Here is a 22,945-nt window from a genome sequence, read left to right on the forward strand (position 1 = left end):
CTCTTCCACGTGCAGGTAACGGTCACTTGATCGGGGATCAGTCATTCCCCGCGATCGAAATGGGTCAGGCGTGACGATTACCTCGATGTCCCTGGCATCCCTGGTTGATCACCACGCCTAGTCTTAATGTAGTGGCACTTTGGAGGATTGTCCTACGGTCAGACAATTACTTTTCTAATAGCGCCCGAATCCTCAACCTGCTAGTAGCCAGGCCAATTCCTCCAGCTGAGCCGAGCGCATCTGACTGGCGGTCTGCAGCTGTTCTTCAAGCGTTGGCGGTGCGTGTGTCGTCAGCGCGATATCGCCGCGCTCGGCAGCATCGTGTGCCAGCAACGTGTCCGCTGGAGCCGTGTCGGGAATATCGAGGATGACCATGGGTTCGCTGAGCGAGAAGTTCGCCGGCGAAGGCACGCTCTGCTGCGGAACCAGGGTCGCCGCGGAGTTCCCCGTGCCGAACGGTCCGGCCCGCAGCATGTTGACGTCGAGGGGCTGCCGGCTGCGCTCGTTCAGGTCGCCCACTGCCTGGGACATGGGGCCTTTGAAGGGCGTGATCTCCAAGGTATTGCCCAGGCCCTGGAGACCGTTCGCCACCTCGCGCATGGGCTCGTCCCCGACCACGGTCATCCCTTCCAGGCGCCGGAAGCCGTTGATCACGTCCAGCAGTACCGGCTCGTAGTTGGCGGTGCGGGTGAAGACGGTGGTCTGCTGGACGCTCAGAACCCGCGCGACGCCGATGCTGGAGTTGGGCGTCGGGGCGACGTAGAACTCCTGGGTCGGCGTGACGGTGATCGTCACGGTGCCGGTGACGAATCCGCCTGCGCCGTCGCTGACGGTGTAGGTCAGGGTATCGGTGCCGGTGTAGTTCGCCGTGGGGGTGTAGGTCACGCTGCCGTCGGGGTTGACCACCGTGGTGCCGTTGTTCGCGGCGGCGCTGGTCACCGTGAGGACGGGCGAGTCGACGTCTTTGACATTGCTCAGCACGTCGAGGGTGATGGCGGTGTCCTCGGGGGTGGTGGCGCTGCTCGGGGTCACGGTGGGCGCATCGTTCACCGCGGTGATGGTGATCGCCACGTTGGCCGTGACGGTGCCGCCCGCGCCGTCGCTGAGGGTGTAGGTCAGGGTGTCGCTGCCGTTGAAGTCGGGGTTCGGCGTGTAGGTCAGGGTGCCGTCGGGGTTGATCACCACGCTGCCGTTGCCCGCCGACGCGGCGGTGACGGTCAGCGGGTCGCCGTCCGGATCGCTCGCCGTGGCCAGCGGGTCGAGGGTCAGCGGGGTGTCTTCGGCGGTGGTGGCGGTGCTGTCGCTGGCCACCGGCGGCCGGTTGGTGCCGGTACCGGCACCGACGGTCACGGTCACGGTGGCCGTGGCGCTGGCGCCATCGGCATCGACCACCTGGTAGACGAAACTGTCGGCGCCGCTGTAACCGGCGGCCGGCACGTAGGTGAAGCTGCCGTCGGCGTTGAGGGTCAGGGTGCCGTTGGCTGGCGCTTGCAGGGTGCTGAAGGTGAGGGCGTCGCCGTCGGGGTCGGTGGCCGGCAGCTGGCCCGTGTAGGTGCCGTCCGCCGCCACCTCGATGCTGCTGTCGCTGGCCACCGGCGCCGGGTTGGTGACGGTCAGAGTGAAGACCTGGGCCACCTGGCTGCTGCCGTCGCTGGCGGTGACCGTGATGGTGTAGACGCCGTTGCCCACCTGGCTGGCGCTGCTCCCCAGGGTGCCGCTGATGAGCCCGGTGGCGGAGTCGATGCCCAGGCCGGCGGGCAGGCCGCTGGCGCTGTAGGTCAGGCTGTCGCCGTCCGGATCGGTGAAGTTACCGCTGACGTTGAGGGTGAAGGCCGAGCTGTCGGTGGCGGTCTGGGCCGCGATGGCGCCGTTGGCGACCGGGGCGTCGTTAGCCGACGTGACGACAATGCTCACCACGGCCGTGGCGATTCCACCGTCGCTGTCCACCACCTGGTAGGTGAAGCTGTCGGCGCCGGTGTAGTCGGTGGCCGGGGTATAGGTGAAGGTGCCGTCGGCGTTGAGCACCAGGGTGCCGTGGGCAGGTGGCTGGGCGACGCTGAAGGTGAAGGCGTCGCCATCGCTGTCGCTGGCCACCAGCGTGCCTTGGTAGGCGGTGTCCTCGGCGGTGGTGAAGGCGCTGTTGGCGGTGGTGGGCGGGGGGTTGCCGACATTCAGCACGAAGGTCTGCTGGAGCGTGCCACCGTTGCCGTCGCTGACGGTGAGGGTGACGGTGTAGGCCCCGCCGCCGTTGGGGCCCTGGGTAGAGGCGTGGCCGCCCAAGGTGCCGCTGATGAGGCCCGTGGCGGGGTCGATACTCAGTCCATCGGGCAGGCCGCTGGCGCTGTAGGTGAGCACGTCGCCGTCGGCATCGCTGAAGTTGCCGCCCACGTTGAGGTAGAAGCTGCCGCCATCGGCGGCGCTCTGGGTGGGGATGCTGCCGGTGGCGGTCGGCGCGTCGTTTTCCGGGGTCACCGACAGGCTCACCACGGCGGTGGCGAGGCCGCCGTCGGCGTCGCGGACCTGGTAGGTGAAGCTGTCCGGGCCGTTGTAGTCGGCCGTCGGGGTGTAGGTGAAGCTGCCGTCGGCATTGAGCACCAGGCTGCCGTGGGTCGGCGCCTGGGTGACGCTGAAGGTCAGGGCGTCGCCGTCCACGTCGCTGGCATTCAGCTGGCCGCTGTACGGGGTGTCCTCGGCGGTGCTGAAGCTGCTGTTGGCGGTGGTCGGTGCAGGGTTGCTGACGTTCAGGGTGAAGAGCAGTTCAACCCGCCCGCCGTTGCCGTCGCTGGCGGCGACCACCACGGTGTAGGCGCCGCTGCCGTTGAGGCCCTGGGTCGAGGCGTTGTTGGCCAGGGTGCCGCTGATGAGACCAGTGGCCGGGTCGATGCTCAGCCCGGCCGGCAAGCCGCTGGCGCTGTAGGTCAAGGGGTCGCCGTCGGCGTCGCTGAAGTTGCCGGCGACGTTGAGGGTGAACGGGCCGGCGTCGCTGGCGGACTGGGTGGCGATGGGGCCGGTGCTCACCGGGGCATGGTTGGCCGCGCCCACGTCGATGGTCACCACGGCGGTGGCGACGCCGCCGTCGCTGTCGGTTACCTGGTAGCTGAAGCTGTCCGGCCCGCTGTAGCCGCTGGCCGGGGTATAGGTGAAAGTGCCATCGGCATTCAGGGCCAGGCTGCCATGGGCCGGTTGCTGGAGCACGCTGAAGCTCAGCGGGTCGCCGTCGACGTCGGTGGCCACCAGCACGCCATTCAGCGGCGTGTTCGCGTCGGTGGTGACGCTGCTGTCGCGGGTCACCGGCGGCGGGTTGCTCACGCTGAGGGTGAAGCTCTGGCTGGCGGTGCCGCCGTGGCCGTCGTCGGCGGTGACGGTCAGGGTGTACACGCCGCTGCCGTTGAGCCCCTGACTGGAGGCGTCATGGGCGAGGGTGCCACTGATCAGGCCGGTGGCCGGGTCCAGGCTCAGGCCGGCGGGCAGGCCGCTGACGCTGTAGGTGAGGGTGTCGCCGTCGGCGTCGCTGAAGGTGCCGGCCACGTTGAGGTTGAAGGCCGCGCCATCGTTGGCGCTCTGCGCGGCGATGTTGCCGTTGGTGGTGGGGGCGCTGTTCACCGCAGTGACGCTGATGTTCACCAGGGCGGTGGCGACGCCGCCGTCGACGTCGCGGACCTGGTAGCTGAAACGGTCGGCGCCGCTGTAGCCGGCGACGGGGGTATAGGTGAAGGTGCCGTCCGGGTTGATCGTCAGGCTGCCGTGGAGCGGCGACTGGACGACGCTGAAGGTCAGGGCGTCGCCGTCGATGTCGCTGGCCACCAGCGCGCCGCTGTAGGACGTGCCTTCGGCAGTGCTGAAGGCGCTGTTGGCGGTGCTCGGGGCCGGGTTGCTGACGCTGAGGGTGAAGGTCTGCTGAGCCGAGCCGCCGTTGCCGTCGCTGGCGGTGACGGTCACGCTGTAGAACCCGCCGCCGTTGGGCCCCTGGGTCGAGGCGCTGCTGGCCAGGGTGCCGCTGATCAGCCCGGTGGCCGGGTCGAGGCTCAGGCCGGCGGGCAGCCCGCTGGCGCTGTAGGTCAGCACGTCGCCGTCGGCATCGCTGAAATTTCCAGCCACGTTGAGGCTGAAGCCGGCGCCGTCGTTGGCGGACTGCGCGGCGATGCTGCCGCTGGCGATCGGCCCCTGGTTCACCGCCGTGACGTCGATGTTCACCACGGCGGTGGCGAGGCCGCCGTCGGCGTCGCGGACCTGGTAGGTGAAGCGGTCGGGCCCGGCGTAGGCACCCGCCGGCGTGTAGGTGAAGGTGCCATCGGGATTCAGCACCAGGCTGCCGTGGGTGGGGGCCTGGGTGAGGCTGAAGGTCAGGGCGTCGCCATCCACGTCGCTGGCCACCAGGGCGCCGCTGTAGGCGGTGTCGCTGGCGGTGCTGAACGCGCTGTTGGCGGTGCTGGGGGCCGGGTTGCTGACGTTCAGGGTGAACAGCTGCTCGACCCGCCCGCCGTTGCCGTCGTCGGCGGCGACGATCACCGTGTAGGCGCCGCTGCCGTTGAGGCCCTGGGTCGAGGCGTTGTTGGCCAGGGTGCCGCTGATGAGGCCGGTGGCGGGGTCGACGGCGAGGCCGGCGGGTAGCCCGCTGGCGCTGTAGGTAAGCGTGTCGCCGTCGGCATCGTTGAAGGTGCCGGCGACGTTCAGGCTGAAGGGGCCGGCGTCGGTGGCCGACTGGGTGGCGATGGGGCCGGTGGTCACCGGGGCGTGGTTGGTGCCGCCCACGTCGATGGTCACTACGGCGGTGGCGACGCCGCGGTCGCTGTCGGTCACCTGGTAGCTGAAACTGTCCGGCCCGCTGTAGCCGCTGGCCGGTGTGTAGGTGAAGGTGCCGTCGGGGTTGAGCACCAGGCTGCCCTGGGCGGGGGCCTGGATGACGCTGAAGGTCAGGGCATCGCCGTCCACGTCGTTGGCCACCAGCGCGCCGCTCAGGGGCGTGTCGACGTCGGTGGTGACGCTGCTGTCGCGGGTGACAGGGGCCGGGTTGTTCGCCGTCAGGGTGAAGGTCTGATCGACCGAGCCGCCCTGGCCGTCGTTGGCCGTCACCACCACCGTATAGGTGCCCGCGCCGTTGGGGCCCTGGGTCGAGGCGTTGTTGGCCAGGGTGCCGCTGATCAGGCCGGTGGTCGGGTCGATGCTCAGCCCGGCCGGCAGGCCGCTGGCACTGTAGGTCAGGGCGTCGCCGTCGGCGTCGGCGAAGTTGCCGCTGACGTTGAGGGTGAAGGCGGTGCTGTCGTTGGCGCTCTGGGCGGCGATGCTGCCCACCGGGACCGGGGCGTCGTTGACCGCGGTGACGGTGATGGTCACCTGGGCGGTGGCGATGCCGCCGTCGCTGTCCACCACCTGGTAGTTGAAGCGATCCGTGCCGCTGTACTGGGCCGCGGGCAGGTAGGTGAAGGTGCCGTCGGGGTTGAGCACCAGGCTGCCATGGGCGGGCGCCTGGGTGACGCTGAAGGTCAGGGCATCGCCGTCCGGGTCGCTGGCCAGCAGCGCGCCGCTGTAGGCCGTGTTCTCGTCGGTGCTGAAGCTGCTGTTGGCGCTGCTGGGCGGCGGGTTGCTCACGGTGAGGACGAAGGTCTGGCTGGCGGTGCCGCCGCTGGTGTCGCTGGCCGTCACCACCACCGTGTAGGCGCCGCCGCCGTTGGGACCCTGGGTTGAGGCGTGGCCGTCCAGGGTGCCGCTGATGACGCCGGTGACCGGGTCGATGCTCAGCCCGGCCGGCAAGCCATTGGCGCTGTAGGCCAGTACGTCGCCGTCGGCATCGGTGAAGGTGCCGCCGACGGCGAGGCTGAAGCCGGCGCCGTCGCTGGCGCTCTGGGCGGCGATGCTGCCCGCGGCGGCCGGCGCATCGTTGACCGGGACCACGGTGACGATGACCTGGGCGCTGGCGGTGAGGCCGGCGCCATCGCTGAGGGTGTAGGTGATGACGTCGGTGCCGTTGAAATTGGCGTTGGGGGTGTAGGTGAGGGTGCCGTCGGGGTTGAGGGTCACCGTGCCGTTGGCCGCGCTGGCGGCCACCACGCTGAGCCGGTCGCCGTCGACGTCGGTGTCGTTGGCCAGCACGTCGATGGTCACCGGGGTGTCTTCCAGGGTGGTCGCGCGGTCGTCGTTGGCGACCGGGGCGTCGTTCACCGGCGCGATGGCGAGCGTCACGGTGGCGGTGGCGAGGCCGCCGTCGGCGTCGCGGACCTGGTAGGTGAAGCTGTCCGGGCCGTTGTAGTTGGCTACCGGGGTATAGGTGAAGGTGCCGTCGGGGTTGAGGGCCAGGGTGCCGTGCAGCGGCAGGCGGGTGGCGGTGAAGGTCAGGGCGTCGCCGTCCGGGTCGCTGGCCAGCAGCGCGCCACTGAACGGGGTGTCCTCGGTCAGGGCGAAGCTGGCATTGGCGGTGCCGGGCGGCGGGTTGCTCACGGTGAGGGTGAAAGTCTGGTCGACGCTGCCGCCGTTGCCATCGCTGGCGGTGACGATGACGGTGTAGGTCCCGCCGCCATTGGGGCCCTGGGTCGAGGCGCTGCTGGCCAGGGTGCCGCTGATCAGGCCGGTGGCCGGGTCGATGGCGAGGCCGGCGGGCAGGCCGCTGGCGCCGTAGGTCAGGGTGTCGCCGTCGGCGTCGTTGAAGGCGCCGGCCACGTTGAGGCTGAAACCGGCACTGTCGCTGGCGTTCTGCGCAGCGATGCTGCCCACCGGGGTGGGGGCATCGTTGACCGCGCTGACGCTGATGCTCACCACCGCGGTGGATGCCCCGCCGTCGCTGTCGGTCACCCGGTAGGTGAAGCTGTCCGGGCCGTTGTAGTTGGCCGCCGGGGTGTAGGTGAAGCTGCCGTCGGGATTGAGCACCAGGCTGCCGTGGGCCGGTTGCTGGGCGACGCTGAACGCCAGGCTGTCGCCATCCGGGTCGGTGGCCAGCAGCACGCCGCTGTAGGGCGTGTCTTCGGCGGTGCTGAGGCTGCTGTCGCTGGTACTGGGTAGCGGATTGCTGACAGTGAGGGTGAAAGTCTGGCTGACCACGCCGCCCTGACCGTCGTCGACGCTGAGGGTGACGCTGTAGACGCCCGCGCCGTTGGGCCCCTGGGTCGAGGCGCTGCTGGACAGGGTGCCGCTGATCAGGCCGGTGGCCGGGTCGATGGCGAGGCCGACGGGCAGGCCGCTGGCGCTGTAGGTCAGCGCATCGCCGTCGGCGTCGTAGAAATTGCCGGACACATCGAGGCTGAACGGCGCGCCGTCCGCCGCACTCTGCGGGACGATCACCCGGGTGGTGGGGATGTCGTTGACTGCGCTGACGACGATGTTCACCACGGCGGTGGCGATGCCGCCGTCGCTGTCCACCACCTGGTAGGTGAAGCTGTCGGGGCCGTTGTAGTTGAGGGCCGGCCGGTAGAGGAAGGTGCCGTCGGCGTCCAGCATCAGATCACCGTGGGCCGGTCGCTGGGTAACGCTGAAGGTGACGGTGTCGCCGTCCACGTCGGTGGCCAGCAGCACGCCGCCGTAGGCGGTGTCCTCGGCGGTGGTGAAGGCGCTGTTGGCGGTGCTGGGCGCCGGGTTGTTCACGGTCAGGGTGAAGGTCTGGTCGACCTGCCCGCCGTTGCCGTCGCTGGCGGTCACGATGACGGTGTAGGCGCCGCCCATGGGGCCTTGGGTCGAGGCGTCATGGGCCAGGGTGCCGCTGATCAGGCCGGTGGCCGGGTCGATGGCGAGCCCGGCAGGCAGCCCGCTGGCGCTGAAGGTCAGGGCATCGCCGTCCACGTCGCTGAAGTTCCCGGAGACGTTCAGGCTGAAGGCGCTGCTGTCGGCGGCGGTCTGGGCGGCGATGCTGCCCACGCCGGTCGGCGCGTCGTTGACCGTGCTGACCGAGACACTCACCACTGCGGTGGCGATGCCGCCGTCGCCGTCGGTCACCTGGTAGGCGAAGCTGTCCGGGCCGTTGTAGTCAGGCGCCGGGGTGTAGGTGAAGCTGCCGTCGGTATTCAGTACCAGATTGCCGTGCAGCGGCGGCGTGGTGACGCTGAAGGTCAGGGCGTCGCCGTCGAGGTCGGTGGCGTTCAGCTGGCCGCTGTAGGGGGTGTCCTCGGCGACGCTGACGGTGCTGTTGGCGGTGCTGGGGGCCGGGTTGCTCACGCTGAGGGTGAAGCTCTGGCCGATGCTGCCGCCGTTGCCGTCGCTCACCGTCACCAGGACCGTGTAGACGCCCGCGCCGTTGGGGCCCTGGGTGGAGGCATGGCCGCCCAGGGTGCCGCTGATGAGCCCCGTGGCCGGGTCGATGCTCAGCCCGGCGGGCAGGCCGCTGGCGCTGTAGGTCAGGGTGTCGCCGTCGGCGTCGGAGAAGTTGCCCGCCACGTTGAGGCTGAAGGCGCCGGCGTCGGTGGCGGATTGGGCGCCGATGGCGGCGTTGGCCACCGGCGGGTGGTTCACCGCGCCCACGTCGATGCTGACCACGGCGGTGGCGACGCCGCCGTCGCTGTCGGTCACCTGGTAGCTGAAGCTGTCCGGGCCGCTGTACAGCGCGTCCGGGGTGTAGGTGAAGGTGCCGTCCTGGGCGAGCGCCAGGGTGCCGTGGGCCGGTTGCTGGGTCACGCTGAAGCTCAGGGTATCGCCGTCGATGTCGCTGGCGATCAGGACCCCGGACAGGGTGCTGCCCTCGGCGGTGGTGAAGGCGCTGTCGTTGGTGAGGGGCGGCGGGTTGCTGACGCTGAGCGTGAAGCTCTGGGCCACCTGCGTGCCGTGGCCGTCGTCGGCGGTGATGGTGACGGTGTACACCCCGCCGCCGTTGGGGCCCTGGGTCGAGGCGTCGTGGGCCAGGGTGCCGCTGATCAGGCCGGTAGCCGGGTCGATGGAAAGGCCGGCGGGGAGCCCGCTGGCCGAGTAGCTCAGGCTGTCGCCGTCCGGGTCGGCGAAATTCCCCGCGACGTTCAGGCCGAAGGCAGCGCTGTCGATGCCGGTCTGGGCGGCGATGGGGCTGCTGACCGTCGGGGCGTCGTTGACCGGGGTGACGGTGATGCTGACCGTCGCCACGGCGACCCCGCCGTCGCTGTCGGTGACCCGGTAGCTGAAACTGTCCGGGCCGTTGTAGTTGGCGTTGGGCGTGTAGGTGAAGGTGCCGTCGGGGTTGAGCACCAGGCTGCCGTGGGCAGGCGGCTGGGCCGCGGCGAAGGACAGGCTGTCGCCGTCAACGTCGCTGGCCGTCAGGGTGCCGTTGTAGGGAGTGTCTTCCGCCAGGCTGATGCTGCCGCCGGCCGTGGTGGGCGCGGGGTTGCTCACGCTGAGGGCGAAGGTCTGGGTCACCTGCCCGCCGTTGCCATCGTCGGCGGTGACGGTGACCGTATAGGCACCGCTGCCGTTGGTTCCCTGGGTCGAGGCGTCGTGGGCCAGGGTGCCGCTGATGAGGCCGGAGGCCGGGTCGATGGCGAGGCCGGTGGGCAGGCCGCTGGCGCTGTAGGTCAGGGTGTCGCCGTTGGCGTCGGTGAAGTTGCCGGCCACGTTCAGGCTGAAGGCGCTGCTGTCGTCGGCCACCTGGGGCGCAATGGTGCCCACCGGGGCGGGAGGTGCGTTCACCGGGGTGACGGTGAGAGTCACCCCGGCACTGGCCGTGCCACCGTCGGCGTCCACCAACTGGTAGGTGAAACTGTCCGGCCCGCGGTAGTTGAGGGTCGGGGTGTAGATGAAGGTGCCGTCGGCGTTGAGCACCAGGGTGCCGTGGGCAGGGCCCTGCAGCGGCGTGGTGTTGACGCTCAGGCTGTCCTGGTCGATGTCGCTGTCGTTGGCCAACACGTCGCCGTTGAGCACCGAGCCTTCGGCGACGCTGAAGCTGTCCGGGTTGGCGGTGGGCGGCGGGTTGCTCACGGTGAGGGTGAAACCGGCGCTGACCTGGCCGCCGTGGCCGTCGTCGGCGGTGATCACGATGGCATAGGCGCCGCTGGGCACCTGGATGGAGGCATGGCCGCCCAGGGTGCCGCTGATGATACCGGTGGCCGGGTCGATGGCAAGGCCGGCTGGCAAGCCGCTGGCGCTGTAGGTCAGGGCGTCGCCGTCGGTGTCGCTGAAAGCACCGGACACGTTCAGGGACAGGCTCTGGCCGTCCTGGGCGGTGCGGTTGGCGAGGGCCGTGGCCACTGGGTCGGTGTTGGGCGCCGCGTTGATGGACACGGTGACCGTGGCAGTCTCCGTGGTCTGGTTGGAGTACACGGTGTAGGTGAAGGTGTCGGTGCCGGTGAAGCCGGCATCCGGGGTGTAGACGGCATTGCCTTGGGCATCCAGGGTGACGGTGCCGTGGGCGGGGTTGGTGAAGCTCTGCACCACCCGGCCCGGGTTCTCGAAGGTATCGTTGGCCAGCACGTTGAAGCCCACCGCGTTATCGGTGGTGGTCGAGACGTGGTCGTCGACGATGTCCGCCACCGGGACGATCTGGATCGGCAGGATCGCGGTGACGCTGAGGGGCAGGCCCAGCTGGCCCAGTTCCAGGTTGATGGTCAGCGGGCCGTTGTAGTCGGCGCCCGGGGTATAGATGAGCCCGTTCAGCGCGGCATTGATGTCCGCCACCGTGCCGGAGATCCGCAGGGTGCTGTCGTCGACCCCGTCGCCTTCGCTGATGCTGATGCCGGCGGTCTGGGTCAGGGTGAAGCCGCCGATGGGCACGCTCAGGCGCAGGTCCACCAGTTCGCCGTCCACATCGCCGACGCTCAGTTGCTGGCCCACCAGGTTGGCGAAGATCAGCGGGGTGTCTTCGGCGAACAGCGGGATCGTGGGCAGCTGCAGGGTGGGCAGGTCCACCACCGGCAGGACGGTCACCGCGATGACCCCGGTGGCGCGGCCGCCATCGGCGTCCACCACCGTGTAGGTGATGGTATCGAGGCCGTTGTAGTTGGCATTGGGGGTGTAGGTCAGCGAGCCGTCGGGGTTGAGCACCACGCTGCCGTGCAGGGCGCTGGCGGCGGTGAGGGCGATACTGTCGTTGTCCGGGTCCACCACGCTGAACTGGGTGATGGTCAGGGGGGTGTCTTCCAGCACGGTGGCCACTGCCGGGGTGGTCACCGGCGGCGGATTGCTGACGGTGATCAGCAGCACCGAAGACGCGCTGGCGCCGGCCAGGTCGGTGGCGGTGACGGTCACCGCGTAGCGGCCGCCGGGCACCTGTACCGAGGCGTGGGTATCGAGCACGCCGCTGATCACGCCGGTGGCGGCGTCGATGCTCAGCCCTGCGGGCAGCCCGGTGGCGAGGTAGGTCAGCACGTCGAACAGGTCGCTGTCGGAGAAGGAGGCGCCCGCCGCCACCAGCACCCCGCCCCCGTCGACACCGGCCAGGCTGCCGAGGCTGCCCGCCACCGGCGCACTGTTGGTGCCCACCACCACGGTGATCGTGGCCTGCTCGGTCACGCCGCCGGAGGTGATGGTGTAGGTGAAGCTGTCGACGCCCCGGTAGCCCGGGGCCGGCGTGTAGATGAGCGCGCCGCCGGGGCCGATCACCACGCTGCCGTGGGCAGCCGCGCTGACCGCGGTGAGGGCGGCGTCGGGGTTGCTGAAGGTGTCGTTGGTCAGGGGGTAGAAGGTGACCGGCACCAGGGGCTGGGTCTGGACCGTATCGGGCACCGCGTCGGCGACCGCGGCGAGGGTCAGGGCGGTGCTGGCGCTCTGGCTGAGCTGGCCGTCGCTGGCCAGGATGTTCAGGGTGGCGCTGCCGTTGTAGTCGGCCACCGGGGCGAAGGTCAGGCCGTCCAGGGCGGCGTTGATCGCGGCGGCGCTGCCGCGAAAGACCATGCTGGCGTCGGCGACGCCGTCGCCACTGGTGAAGCTGAGGCCGGCGGTCTGGGCAAGGGTCAGGGTGCCGTGGGTGACCTGCAGGGTGATGGTGAGGAGGTCGCCGTTGGCGTCGGCCACCACCAGCGCGTTGCCGGCGGCGCTGGAGAAGATCAGCGGCGTGTCTTCCTGGGCGGCCTGCGCGGCGGGCGCCAGCACCGTCGGCGCGTAGTTGGGCAGGGCGGTGGTGAGGGTGACCGTGGCGGTTTCCGTGGTGCCGTTGGAGGTGACGGTGTAGGTGAAACTGTCGGTGCCCAGATAGCCGCTGGTGGGGGTGTAGAGGGCGTTGCCCTGGGCATCCAGGGTCAGGGTGCCGTGGGCCGGCGTGGTGAAGCCGCTGACGTAGCGTCCGGCGTTCTCGAAGGTGTCGTTGGCCAGCACGTTGAAGCCGACCGGGGTGTCCAGGGTGACGTTGACGCTGTCGTCGACGATGTCGGCCACGGGCGCGATCTGGATCGGCAGCGTGGCGTTCACGTTGAGGATGCCGCCTACCAGTCGCCCCAGCTGCAGGGTGATGGCCAGCGGGCCGTTGTAGTCGGCCCCCGGGGTGTAGATCAGGCCGTCCAACGCCGCGTTGATATCCGCCACGCTGCCGGAGAAGCGCAGGGTGCTGTCGTCGACGCCGTCGCCTTCGCTGATGCTCAGGCCGGCGGTCTGGGTCAGGGTGAAGCTGCCGATGGGCACGCTCAGGCGCAGGTCGAGCACCTCGCCGTCCACGTCGCCGACGCTCAGGCGCTGGCCGAGGATGTTGGCGAACAACAGCGGCGTGTCCTCCGCCAGCAGCACCAGGTTCGGCACCTGCAGGATCGGCAGGTCGGGCACCGCCACCACCACGACCGCCACGTAGCCGGTGGCCTGGCCGCCGTCGGCGTCAACCACCGTGTAGGTGATGCGGTCCAGGCCGTTGAAGTTGGCCGAGGGCACGTAGTTCAGGGAGCCGTCGGGGTTGATGGTCACGCTGCCGTGCAGGGCGCTGGCGGCGGTGAGGGTGAGCGCGTCGCCGTCCGGGTCGATGATGGCCAGGGTGTTGGCGGTGATCAGCAGCGGGGTGTCCTCCAGCGCATTGACGCTCAGGCCCACCAGCGGCACCGGCGGCGGGTTGCCGACCTGGATCTGCAGGGTCGTGCTGACGCTGGCCCCGGCGAGGTCGGTGGCCCGGACGGTCACGGTGTAGAGGCCGCTGCCGTTGGCGCCATGGACCGAGGCGTGGGTGTCCACCACCCCGGTGATCAGGCCGGTGAGACGGTCGATGCTCAGCCCGGCGGGCAGCCCGGTGGCGCTGTAGCTCAGCACGTCCAGCGCGTCGGCGTCGCTGAAGGCCTGGGCGGTGCTGGCGGCCACCAGGGCGCCGTCGAGGGTGTTCAGGGTGCCGAGGGGGCCGGAGGTGGTGGGGGCGTGGTTGCCGACGGTGACATTCACCGCGATCTGCTCGGTGACGCCACCGGAAGTGACGGTATAGAAAAAGGTGTCCGAGCCGGTATAGCCCAGGGCCGGGGTATAGGTGACCGCGCCCCCCAGGCCGAGGGTGACCGTGCCGTGGGCGCCCTGGGTGACGGCGGTGATGCGCGGCAGGCCCTCGAAGTTGTCGTTGGCCAGGGGATAGAAGATCACCGGCACCAGCGGGCCGGTCTGGATGCTGTCAGGGACGCCGTCGGCGACCGGGGTGATGGTCAGCGCGACGGAGCCGGCCTGGCTGAGCAGGCCGTCGCTGACGCTGAGGGTCAGGGTGGCGGCGCCGTTGTAGTCGGCGACCGGGTTGAAGGTCAGACCGTCCAGGGCGGCGTTGATCGCGGCGGCGCTGCCGCTGAACACCAGGCTGGCATCGGTGGTGCCGTCGCCGGTGCTGAAGGTGAGCCCGTTGGTGCGCGACAGGGTCAGGGTGCCCTGGGTCACCTGCAGGCTGACGGTCAGGACGTCGCCGTTGGCGTCGGCCACCACGATGGCGTTGCCGGCGGCGCTGGAGAACACCAGCGGGGTGTCCTCGGCAGAGGTCTGGCCCGGCGGCGTGCTGAGGGTCGGCGCGACGTTGGGCTGGGCGATGGAGATCGTCACGGTGGCGGTTTCGGTGGTGCCGTTGGAGGTCACCGTGTAGGTGAAGCTGTCGCTGCCGACGTAGCCGCTGGCCGGGGTGTAGACGGCGTTGCCCTGGGCGTCGAGGGTGACCGAGCCGTGGCTCGGGTTGGTGAAGCTGCTCACCACCCGGCCCGGGTTCTCGAAGCTGTCGTTGGTCAGCACGTTGAACAGCGCCGGGGTGTTGAGGGCGGTGCTGACCGTGTCGTTCACGATGTCGGCCACCGGCGCGATGCTGATGGGCAGGGTCGCGTTGACGCTGAGCAGGCCGCCGGTGATCTGGCTCAGGGCCAGGTTGATGTTGACCGGGCCGTTGTAGTCGGCGCCGGGGGTGTAGATCAGGCTGGAAAGGGCGGCGTTGATGCTCAGCGCGCTGCCGGTGAAGACCATCACGCTGTCGTCGATGCCGTCGCCCTGGAGGAAAGTGAGGCCGGCGGTCTGGGTGAGGGTGAGGCTGCCGAGGGGGACGTTCAGGCTCAGTTGCAGGGTTTCCCCGTCCACGTCCAGCACGCTCAGCTGCTGCCCGGCGAGGTTGGCGAAGACCAGCGGGGTGTCTTCGGCAAGCAGCGGGATGCTCGGCAGGTTGAGCACCGGCAGGTCGGGCACCGCGGCCAGGACGACGGCCACGTAGCCGGTGGCGGAGCCGCCGTCGACGTCGGTCACGGTGTAGGTGATGGTGTCCAGGCCGAAGTAGTTGGCGTTGGGCATGTAGCTCAGGGAGCCGTCCGCGTTGATCGTGACGGTGCCGTGCAGGGCGCTGGCCTGGGTGATGCTGAAGGCGTCGCCGTCCGGGTCGATGATGCCCAGGGCGCTGGCGCTGATGCCCAGCAGGCTGTCCTCGCTGCCGCCCACCTGCAGCCCCAGCAGGGGGATCGGCGCGGGGTTGCTGACCCGCAGCTGCAGGGTGCTGCTGGCGCTGGCACCGGCCAGGTCGGTGGCGGTCACCACCACGTTGTAGACCCCGCCGTTGACCGTGGAGGCATGGGTGTTGACCAGCCCGCTGATGATCCCGGTGGTGGCGTTGATGCTGAGCCCGGCGGGCAGGCCGCTGGCGCTGTAGGTGAGCACGTCCAGCGGGTCGGGGTCGCGGAAGGCCAGGGCCGCGGAGACCGCTACCAGGCCGCCGTCCACGGTGGACAGGGTGCCCAGGCTGACGGAGGTGGGCGGCGTGTCGCCGACGGTGACGTTGACCACCACCTGCTCGGTGGCCCCGCCCGAGGTCACCGTGTAGGTGAAGGTGTCGCTGCCGGTGAAGCCGGCGGCGGGGGTGTAGGTGATGGCGTTGTTCAGCAGCACGACTGTGCCATGGCTGGGAGCGCTCACCGCGGTCACGCTGGGCGTGCCGAGGAAGGTGTCGTTGGCCAGGGGCAGGAAGGTGACCGGGGTCAGCGGCCCGGTCTGGATCGAATCGGGTACGCCGTTCACCACCGGGGTCAGGTTCAGCGCGACGTTGGCGCTCTGCACCGCGGCGATGCCGTCGCTGGCCTGGATGCTCAGGGTGGCGCCGCCGTAGTAGTCGGGGACCGGGGTGAAGGACAGGCCGTTGAGGGCGGCGTTGATGGCGCTGGCGCTGCCGCGGAACACCATCAGGCTGTTGCCCACGCCGGTGCCGGTGAGGAAGGTGAGGCCGCTGAACTGCGCCAGGGTCAGGCTGCCGTGGGTCGATTGCAGGGTGACGGTGAGGATGTCGCCGTTGGCATCGGCCACGGTGATGGCGTTGCCGGCGCTGCTGGAGAAGATCCGCGTCACGTCCTCGGCGAAGGTCTGCGCCGCCGGCACGCTGATGGTGGGCGGGCTGTTGATGTAGGTGGTGACGGTGATGCTGCCGGTCTCGGTGACGCCGCCGGAACTCACGGTGTAGGTGAAGGTGTCGGTGCCGGCATAGCCGGCCGCCGGCGTGTAGACCGCGTTGCCCGCCGCGTCGATGACCACCGTGCCGTGGGCCGGGGCGCCGTAGGCGCTGACCACGCGGCCGGGGTTGGAGAAGGTGTCGTTGCTCAGCACGTTGAAGGTGACGGCGTTGTTCTGCAGCGTGCTCACGGCGTCGGGGACGATGTCGGCGACCGGGGTAAAGGTCATCGGCACGCTGGAGGTGACCGCGGCGGTCAGGCTGTCGGTCACGCTGACGGTGAGGTTCACCGAGCCGTTGAAGTCGGCCACCGGGGTGTAGACCAGGCCGTTGAGGGCCGCGTTGACGGCGGCGATGGTGCCGCGCAGGGTCATGATGGGGTCGGCGACGCCATCGCCCTGGAGGAACGTCAGGCCGGTCAGGGAGCCCAGGGTCAGGCTGCCGCTGGGGACCGAGAGGGTCACCTGGGTGGTGGTGTTGTCGATGTCGGCGACGGTGATCCGGGTGCCCAGGGCGCTGGAGAAGACGATGGAGGCGTCCTCCAGGTAGGTGCCCAGGGTGGGCACCTGCAGGGTCGGCGGGGCATCGACGGTGACGGATACCGTGGCGGTGCCCAGGCTCAGCCCGAGGCTGTCGCGCATGGTGTAGGTAAAGCTGTCGGTGCCGCTGTAGTTGGCGGTGGGCGTATAGGAAATGGTGTTGTTGGCGTTGAGCACCACGGTGCCGTGGGCAGGGGTGGTGACGTTGGCCACGCTGACCGTGGTGCCGGCCACGATGATGTCGTTGGCCAGTACGGCGATCACGTTGCCGGTGCTGTTGGGCAGCACGGTGACGGTGTCGTTGACCGGCACCGAGACCAGCAACTGGTGGTTCCAGTCCTCGGCGTGGAACGGGGTGGTCTCGATGGTGCCCACGTGGCGCTCCAGCACCCAGTCGCCGCCCGCACCGGTGGTGTTGTCCGAGGCCGCGACGTCGGCCACCAGGGTGTCGGCCAGCGCCTGCAGGGTCGCCTGGCCGTCGTCGCCGGCCGCCAGGTCGCAGCCATAGATCAGTACGTCGGCGCCGCTGTTCAGGTGTTGGCCGATCTCGCCCAGTTGCTCGCTGTAGCGGCCCAGGATCGATTCGGTGGTGAGCTGGACGTTGCCCAGCTGCAAGGTGGCTTCGGCGGTGTGGGTCACCAGGTGGATGGCGTCGATCCCGCTGCGCCCGCGCAGGGCATCGGCGATCTGCAGGAGCCCGTCGGCATCGCGGTTCAGGTAGACGATCTCGGCCTGGCTGGGCAGCGCCGCCACCAGCACGTCGCGATCGGGCAGGTTGGCGTCGACGAAGTAGATTTCCTGGCGGTCGGCCGCCGGCGGCGCGGGCGGTACCGCGGCGAGGGCATGACTGAGGGCTTCGTGGGCGGCGGCTGCCTGGTGCTCGCTGGCTTCGGCTGCCGCGGCTGCGGCCGCGGCATTGTCCGGGTGGGTCGTGGCATCGGCGGTGGCGACCATGGCGCCGTCGAACATCAGCCGGGGTTCCAGGGCGATCCTGAGCGCCGAGGGGTGAGCGTGCCGAGCGTGCATACGAGCCTCCAGTCATCCTTGTCCGTCGGGCGTGCCTGTGCCGCGCAGGCCGCCGAGTTCCTCAAGTATTAGCGTGATATCGCGGGGTGCCAGTAGTGGGAATGAGCCGTCCGTCTGAAGGTACGCTCGTCCCGATACGCCCGTTCCAGGCACCTCGCACCCGGGAACCGGTCAGGAAAGCTGACCGTTCACACAGGCGCCTTGCCAGGCTAGCCCACCCCGGCCGAGCCGGACCGACGTGCAGACGACGGGTGTGGGGAAGGGCGAGAGACACACGTGGGCGTGCAGCCGCTCGCTGGCAGCCGGATCGCCTGATTCGGCAAGGCGACGAAACTCGTTCGGCCCTGTCACGGTCAGGTAGACGGATGGACGGTCCGACCTCGGGAGGCCGCTCGGTGCCCGCGCGCCAGGCAAAACCTGTGCGACTGGATCGAGGCACGCACCCCGGCCATCCCGTTCGAGACGCTGTTCTGCCGAGCCGACACTGATCGTTCGCCGGGTGGCGCGAACGGATGAACCCCATTGCCTTTCACAAGCCGAGCAAATGAGACGCTCGCGACACGTACCGGAACGAACCATGCTGAATCGAGGAAGCAGTTACCACGCCTTCAGCAGCAGCGGTCCAGCGGACCGCTATTTCGAGAAGACGTTGCCCGATGGCCGTCGTCTCGAGATCCACGGGCGACGCAGCGCCGCCAATGGGCTCGAGGTGTTCTTCGGCGTCTACGATGCGGCGGGCGGCCAACTGGCCGAGCAGCATCACACCCATTGCCAGACGCTCACCCTGGAAGCGGCCATGATCTGGGCAGCCGCCCTGGCCCGGCCTTCGTGGCTGGAGGACATCCAGATCGCCAGCGATCCGGCGCCTCTGGGACGCCCCAAGGTGAACCTATCGCCCCGATAGGAAAGCCCGCTTGGCTTCCCGTCTTCCAGTGCGCGTATACAGTCGCCTCGCCGAACGGTGATGGCCAGTTGCCGGAAGTTCGGCTATTCCTCAGAGAAAGCGCAGTAAGGCGGTGAAGCGATGGTCGGTACGTTCGCGGGAAATCGCCACGTGATATTCGGGGTGGGGCATGAAGGGGCACGGGTCGGCTGGATCGACCCGTTCGGCAACATCCGTTCGGACGAGGGTGTCTGGCTGTTTCGAACGGAGGGGCAGCAGGTGTATTCGGTCGCCGACGATTCCATTGTCGGCACGTTGATCAATGACATCGCTGCCACCATCGAGGGGGTCTTCCTGTTCCGCCTGGAGTCGCGTTTCGTCTGGTAGCGCCGCCTGCCTCCCGGCCATTGGAATGCACCGTCCACGCTCATTGGCCGAGCGCTGCGGATGCTACGGGGGAAAGCCCTCGATCACCGCGCGCACCTGGGTGAGCACATCGGCCAGCTGCTCCAGCGGCACCGAGCTCAGGCCCAGGCGCAGGGCGTGCGGGGCGTGTCGCGTGGTGGCGTAGGCGTCCGCCTTGGAGACCGCGATCTGCCGCTCGGCCAGCGCCGTGGCGATACGGTCCATGCGCAGCTCGGCCGGCAGCGGCACCCACAGGAACAGCGCGGCGGAATGGGCGGTCACCGCCATCCCGGCGAACACCTCGCGGGCGATGGCCTGGCGCAGGCCGGCTTCGCGCCGGCGCTCGTATTCCAGCCGCTTCACCGTGCCGTCCTGCATCCAGCGGGTGGCCATGGCAGTGACCAGGCTGGGCAGACTCCAGAAGCTGGCGCGGATCTGCGCCTTCAGGCGCGCGGCGTACGCCTCCGGCACCACCAGATAGCCGAAGCGCAGGCCGCTGGCCACACTCTTGGACAGGCTGGACACATAGACCGTGCGCTCCGGGGCCAGGGTCACCAGGGCCGGTGGCGCAGGGTCGGCGAGGTAGGCGTAGGCGGCATCCTCCAGTAACAGGCAGTCATGACGCCGGGCGATCGTCACCAGCCGCTCGCGCTGGTGGTCGGTCAGCACCCAGCCCAGGGGATTGTGCAGGGTGGGCATGGTGTAGACAGCCTTGACCGGCTGGCGCCGGCAGAGCGCTTCCAGGGCATCCAGATCGGGACCGTCGTCTCGCGAGGGAATGGCCGCCAGGGCCAGGTCGTGGGCCTCGGCGATGAGCTTGAAGCCGGGGTAGGTGAGGGCATCGACGGCAACCCGGTCGCAGGGGCGGAGCAGCGCGCGGGCTGCCATGTCCAGGCCCTGCTGGGCGCCGTTGACCAGGAAGACCTGCTGCGCCTCCACCCGGATGCCTCGTTCCCGCGCCAGGAAGTCCGCCACGGCCTGCCGTTCGTGGCGCCGCCCGCCCGGTGGTTGCTGGTGCATCAGCGCGGCCAGATCGCCGGAGCCCGCCAGTTCCCGCAGCATCGTCCGCAGCAGGTCCGCCTGGCCCGGCCCGCCGGGGTGGTTGAAGGACAGGTCCGCAGCACGGGCGCTCAGGCGCGACTCGTCGCCGCTGTCCCACGGCCGTTGCAGGGGCCGGTCGCGGACGAAGGTGCCGCGCCCCGTCTCGCCTATCACCAGGCCCATGGCCTTGAGTTGGGCGTAGACCTTGCTGGCCGAGGCGATGGCGATGCCATGGCTGGCCGCCAACTGCCGGTGGGTGGGCAGCGCCGTCCCGGGCGGCAGCTCGCCACTGCGGATGGCGGCCGCCAGGCGTTCGAGGAGCGAAGTGAGAGGAGAGGGTGTCATGAGGTGTCCCTAGGACAATTCTTTGATTGTTCTAAGTTGGATGCTTAGCCTGCCGGAGAACCGCCGTTCCCACCATCCCGCAGGAGGCACCATGGCCCCGGACCTCGACCCGCTCCCCGTACTGGACTACCTGCAGCGCCAGCTCCAGGGCACCCTGGCCGAGAACGCGGTGACCCACATGCGCTATCCCACTGCCATTTCCCAACTGCTGGGGTTCCGCCTGGTGGCGATCGGCGAGGCCTGCGCGACCCTGGAGCTGGAGGCCGACCCGGCTCGTCATGGCAATCAGCAGGGCACCGTCCACGGCGGGCTGCTCTGCGAACTGGCGGACGCCGCCATCGGCACGGCCCATTCCACGCTGATGGACGAGGGCCAGAGTTTCACCAGCATCGACCTGAAGGCCACCTTCCTGCGTCCGGTCTGGCGCTCGTGCTTGCGGGCCCGGGCGTGGGCCGAGCACCGGGGGCGGACCATCAGCCACTACCGCTGCGACATCCAGCGGGAGGACGGCAAGGTGGTGGCGAGCATCGCCAGCGCCGTGCTGACCCTGAGCGGCGACCAGGCCCGGGGCCGCTGAGTGCCGCGGTCTTCCAACGGGCCCGGTCGGACGGGGCCTCCAATGCCCGGGACTCGCCAGGCCGGGCCTTCCCCGGCCGGATTCCCCCTGGCCGGACCTTACCTGGCCGGACTGGCCTGCGCCCTGCTCGCGGTGGCGCTGTTCGCCGGCTTCACCCTGGTGTCGCGGTTCGGACTCACTTCCACTGCGCTGACGTTGCCGGGCCTGGCCCTGCTGCGCTTCGGGGTGGCCGGCATACTGCTGTTCCCGGTCGTGCTGCGCCGTGGCTTGGGGCACCTTCGTGGGTACCAGGCTGCGCTGCTGGCCCTGAGCGGTGGCCTGGGGTTCGCCCTGCTGGCCTACGCCGGATTCCGCCTGGCCCCGGCCAGCCATGGCGCGGTGCTGCTGCACGGCACGATCCCGTTGTTCACCTTCGTGCTGGCGGGCGGCCCGGTTTCGGCGGCGCGCAAGGGCGGCCTGGCGCTCATCCTGGCCGGGATCGGCGCCATGGCCTGGGACAGCCTTCAGGGCGCGACCACGGGGCAATGGCTGGGGGACGGCGCGCTGTTGCTGGCCGCGTTCAGCTGGTCGGCCTATGGCTTGCTGGCCCAGCGCCTGAAGGTGGCGCCCCTGCACGCGGCGGCCCTCGTCGCGACCGGGTCGCTGGCGGGCTTCCTGCCGGTGTATGCCGTGTTGCCCCTCCCCGACAGGGCCGCCGTCGCCTGGCAGGACGTAGTGGCGCAAGGCATTTTCCAGGGCCTCTTGCTGGGCGTCGTGTCCATCCTCGTCTATACCCGCGCCGTGGCGATCCTCGGGGCTCACCGCACGGCGCTGTTCACCGCAGCAGTGCCCTGCATCACCACGGCCGCAGCCCTGGTGTTGCTGGGTGAACACCCGACCCGGGCCGCCTGGCTCGGCGTGGCGGCGGTGACCCTCGGCATGGGGGTGGCGCTGGGCGGCCAGCGCCCGGGCGCGGCCTCCTGAGCCGCGCGCGGGGTCAGGAGGGCGGGAGCTGTTCGAACAACCGCGCGAGGGAGGCCGTAGCGGCTTCGGAGAAGGCGCAGGCCCGGCGGGTGCCGAGGTCGACGTTCAGGGCGGTCTGCTCCATGACGGCGCTCAGGTAGCCCTGGTCGTCGTTGAACAGCTCGACCCGGGTCCACAGGCGCTTGTCGTCGAAGCGCAGCGGGGTGAGTTCCACCCGCAGGCGGTCGCCCTCGCGCACTTCCTTGCGGTACTGGATGGCTGCGTCCACGGTGAAGAGCCCGCGGTTTTCCGCCTGGGTATAGCCCGCGCCCAGCCCGAAGCGCTCCAGGATCTGGTGGCCCAGCTCATCCAGGACCAGGACGTAGTAGGCCATGTTCATGTGCCCGTAGAGGTCGATCCACTCGGGTTTGACGGTGGTATGGGCGACGGGCTTCGGGGAACGGTCGGTCATGGGGTCTCCAAAGGTGCGTGCACCGTCCTTGTGCGGCGATGCGGGAGGGTCATGAAATTGGTGCATTTCACGCGCCATTGCGCAGGGTGCTGGCGAATACCGTGTGCAGCCATTGCCGCAACCGGACGATGGCCTGGTCGTTCCACTTGCGGGTCGGCGCGATGAAGTAATAGCCGCCCAGGCGGATCGGCACGGGGAGCACATCCACCAGGTCGCCGGAGGCGATCTTCTCGTCCGCCAGCAACTCGCTCACCAGGGCCACCCCTTGCCCCATGCAGGCGGCTTCCAGGGTCAGGTGCCCGTGCCAGAGGCGCGGCCCGCGCAGCCGGGGCACGTCGGTGACCCCCGCCATGCTCAGCCACTGGGACCAGCGCTGGGTGTTGCGCTCGTGGATCAGCGGCAGGTGCACCAGGTCGTCGGCCGACTGGATGTCGTCGTAGCGGTTGCAGAAGGCGGGACTCGCGACCGCGCGGATCAGCGGGCGCACGAACAGCTCCGCGCAGAGCTCGTCGCCCAGGTTCAGCTCTTCCAGGTAGACGATCTCGGCATCGGCCTCGTTGCGGTTGAAGTCAGGGCGCGTGCTGGTGGGTTCGAGGGTCAGCTCGCGGCCGGCGAGGGCTTCCTCCAGTTCGCTCAGGCGCGCCAGCAGGCGCCGCGAGGCGAGGCCCGCCATGCAGCAGACGTGCAGGGCGTCCTCGCCCTGCTTCAGGTCCCCGCTGGCGTCGGCGATGATGTCGAACGCTCGCCGCAGCTGGGTCGCATAGCGCTGTCCCTCGCGGGTCAGCTCCAGGCCGCGACCGGATTTCCTCACCAGCTTGGCGCCCACCGCCGTCTCCAGGTTCTGGATGTGTCGGGAGATCACCGTGTGGGACACGGCCAGCTCTTCCGCGCACTTGCGCACGCTGCCGAAGCGGCTGAAGGCTTCGAAGGCGCGGATGGCAACCAGGGGCGGCAGGCGTCTGTTCATGGCGTTCTCGAACCGGCT

Annotated in this window: 8 protein-coding genes; 4 read left to right on the forward strand and 4 right to left on the reverse strand. The window is 69.7% G+C overall.

Translation table 11 applies throughout. The features are described 5' to 3' along the window. Positions 1-192: 192 nt before the first annotated feature. Positions 193-17,295 (reverse strand): Ig-like domain-containing protein, encoded by a 17,103-nt coding sequence (locus FM069_RS00465; RefSeq protein ID WP_143486161.1) that lies wholly within the window; start codon positions 17,293-17,295, stop codon positions 193-195. 577 nt (positions 17,296-17,872) lie between these two features. On the opposite strand from FM069_RS00465, the gene FM069_RS00470 reads away from it, so the two are divergent. Together FM069_RS00470 and FM069_RS00475 are read left to right on the forward strand one after the other, a co-directional pair. Continuing rightward, entirely contained in the window at positions 17,873-18,199 is a 327-nt protein-coding gene (locus tag FM069_RS00470; RefSeq protein WP_143486162.1) for a hypothetical protein, read from the forward strand. Between the two features lie 120 nt (positions 18,200-18,319). Continuing rightward, positions 18,320-18,565 (forward strand): hypothetical protein, encoded by a 246-nt coding sequence (locus FM069_RS00475; protein WP_143486163.1) that lies wholly within the window; start codon positions 18,320-18,322, stop codon positions 18,563-18,565. Between the two features lie 63 nt (positions 18,566-18,628). Here the strand turns inward: FM069_RS00475 and FM069_RS00480 are convergent, their stop codons facing one another. Beyond that, positions 18,629-19,969 carry an aminotransferase-like domain-containing protein gene (locus FM069_RS00480; protein ID WP_143486164.1) on the reverse strand — a complete coding sequence of 447 codons (1,341 nt, stop codon included), beginning with the start codon at positions 19,967-19,969 and terminating at the stop codon, positions 18,629-18,631. Between the two features lie 91 nt (positions 19,970-20,060). Here FM069_RS00480 and FM069_RS00485 point away from each other — a divergent pair, with 91 nt between their 5' ends. Both FM069_RS00485 and FM069_RS00490 read left to right on the forward strand, forming a co-directional pair. Then, complete coding sequence (locus FM069_RS00485) at positions 20,061-20,546, forward strand: PaaI family thioesterase (protein ID WP_143486165.1); 486 nt, start codon at positions 20,061-20,063, stop codon at positions 20,544-20,546. A gap of 42 nt (positions 20,547-20,588) precedes the next feature. Next, positions 20,589-21,509, forward strand: coding sequence for a DMT family transporter (locus FM069_RS00490; RefSeq protein WP_143486166.1), 921 nt, complete (start codon positions 20,589-20,591; stop codon positions 21,507-21,509). Between the two features lie 13 nt (positions 21,510-21,522). Here the strand turns inward: FM069_RS00490 and FM069_RS00495 are convergent, their stop codons facing one another. Together FM069_RS00495 and FM069_RS00500 are read right to left on the reverse strand one after the other, a co-directional pair. Beyond that, the gene (locus tag FM069_RS00495; protein WP_178106622.1) at positions 21,523-21,960 is read right to left on the reverse strand and encodes a thioesterase family protein; all 438 of its coding nucleotides are present in this window, start codon (positions 21,958-21,960) and stop codon (positions 21,523-21,525) included. A 67-nt stretch (positions 21,961-22,027) separates the two neighbouring features. Beyond that, positions 22,028-22,927, reverse strand: a complete 900-nt coding sequence (locus FM069_RS00500) for a LysR substrate-binding domain-containing protein (protein WP_143486168.1) — start codon at positions 22,925-22,927, stop codon at positions 22,028-22,030. Positions 22,928-22,945 lie beyond the last annotated feature (18 nt).

Source organism: Pseudomonas mangiferae, assembly GCF_007109405.1.
GTDB classification, from domain to species: Bacteria; Pseudomonadota; Gammaproteobacteria; order Pseudomonadales; family Pseudomonadaceae; genus Pseudomonas_T; species Pseudomonas_T mangiferae.

What these genes read in the sequence shown, in the direction of transcription:
- FM069_RS00480 (WP_143486164.1), bottom strand. Translation starts at nt 19,969, where the DNA reads ATGACACCCTCTCCTCTCACTTCGCTCCTCGAACGCCTGGCGGCCGCC.
- FM069_RS00495 (WP_178106622.1), bottom strand. Translation starts at nt 21,960, where the DNA reads ATGACCGACCGTTCCCCGAAGCCCGTCGCCCATACCACCGTCAAACCC.
- FM069_RS00500 (WP_143486168.1), bottom strand. Translation starts at nt 22,927, where the DNA reads ATGAACAGACGCCTGCCGCCCCTGGTTGCCATCCGCGCCTTCGAAGCC.
- FM069_RS00465 (WP_143486161.1), bottom strand. Translation starts at nt 17,295, where the DNA reads ATGCACGCTCGGCACGCTCACCCCTCGGCGCTCAGGATCGCCCTGGAA.
- FM069_RS00470 (WP_143486162.1), top strand. Translation starts at nt 17,873, where the DNA reads ATGCTGAATCGAGGAAGCAGTTACCACGCCTTCAGCAGCAGCGGTCCA.
- FM069_RS00490 (WP_143486166.1), top strand. Translation starts at nt 20,589, where the DNA reads ATGCCCGGGACTCGCCAGGCCGGGCCTTCCCCGGCCGGATTCCCCCTG.
- FM069_RS00485 (WP_143486165.1), top strand. Translation starts at nt 20,061, where the DNA reads ATGGCCCCGGACCTCGACCCGCTCCCCGTACTGGACTACCTGCAGCGC.
- FM069_RS00475 (WP_143486163.1), top strand. Translation starts at nt 18,320, where the DNA reads ATGGTCGGTACGTTCGCGGGAAATCGCCACGTGATATTCGGGGTGGGG.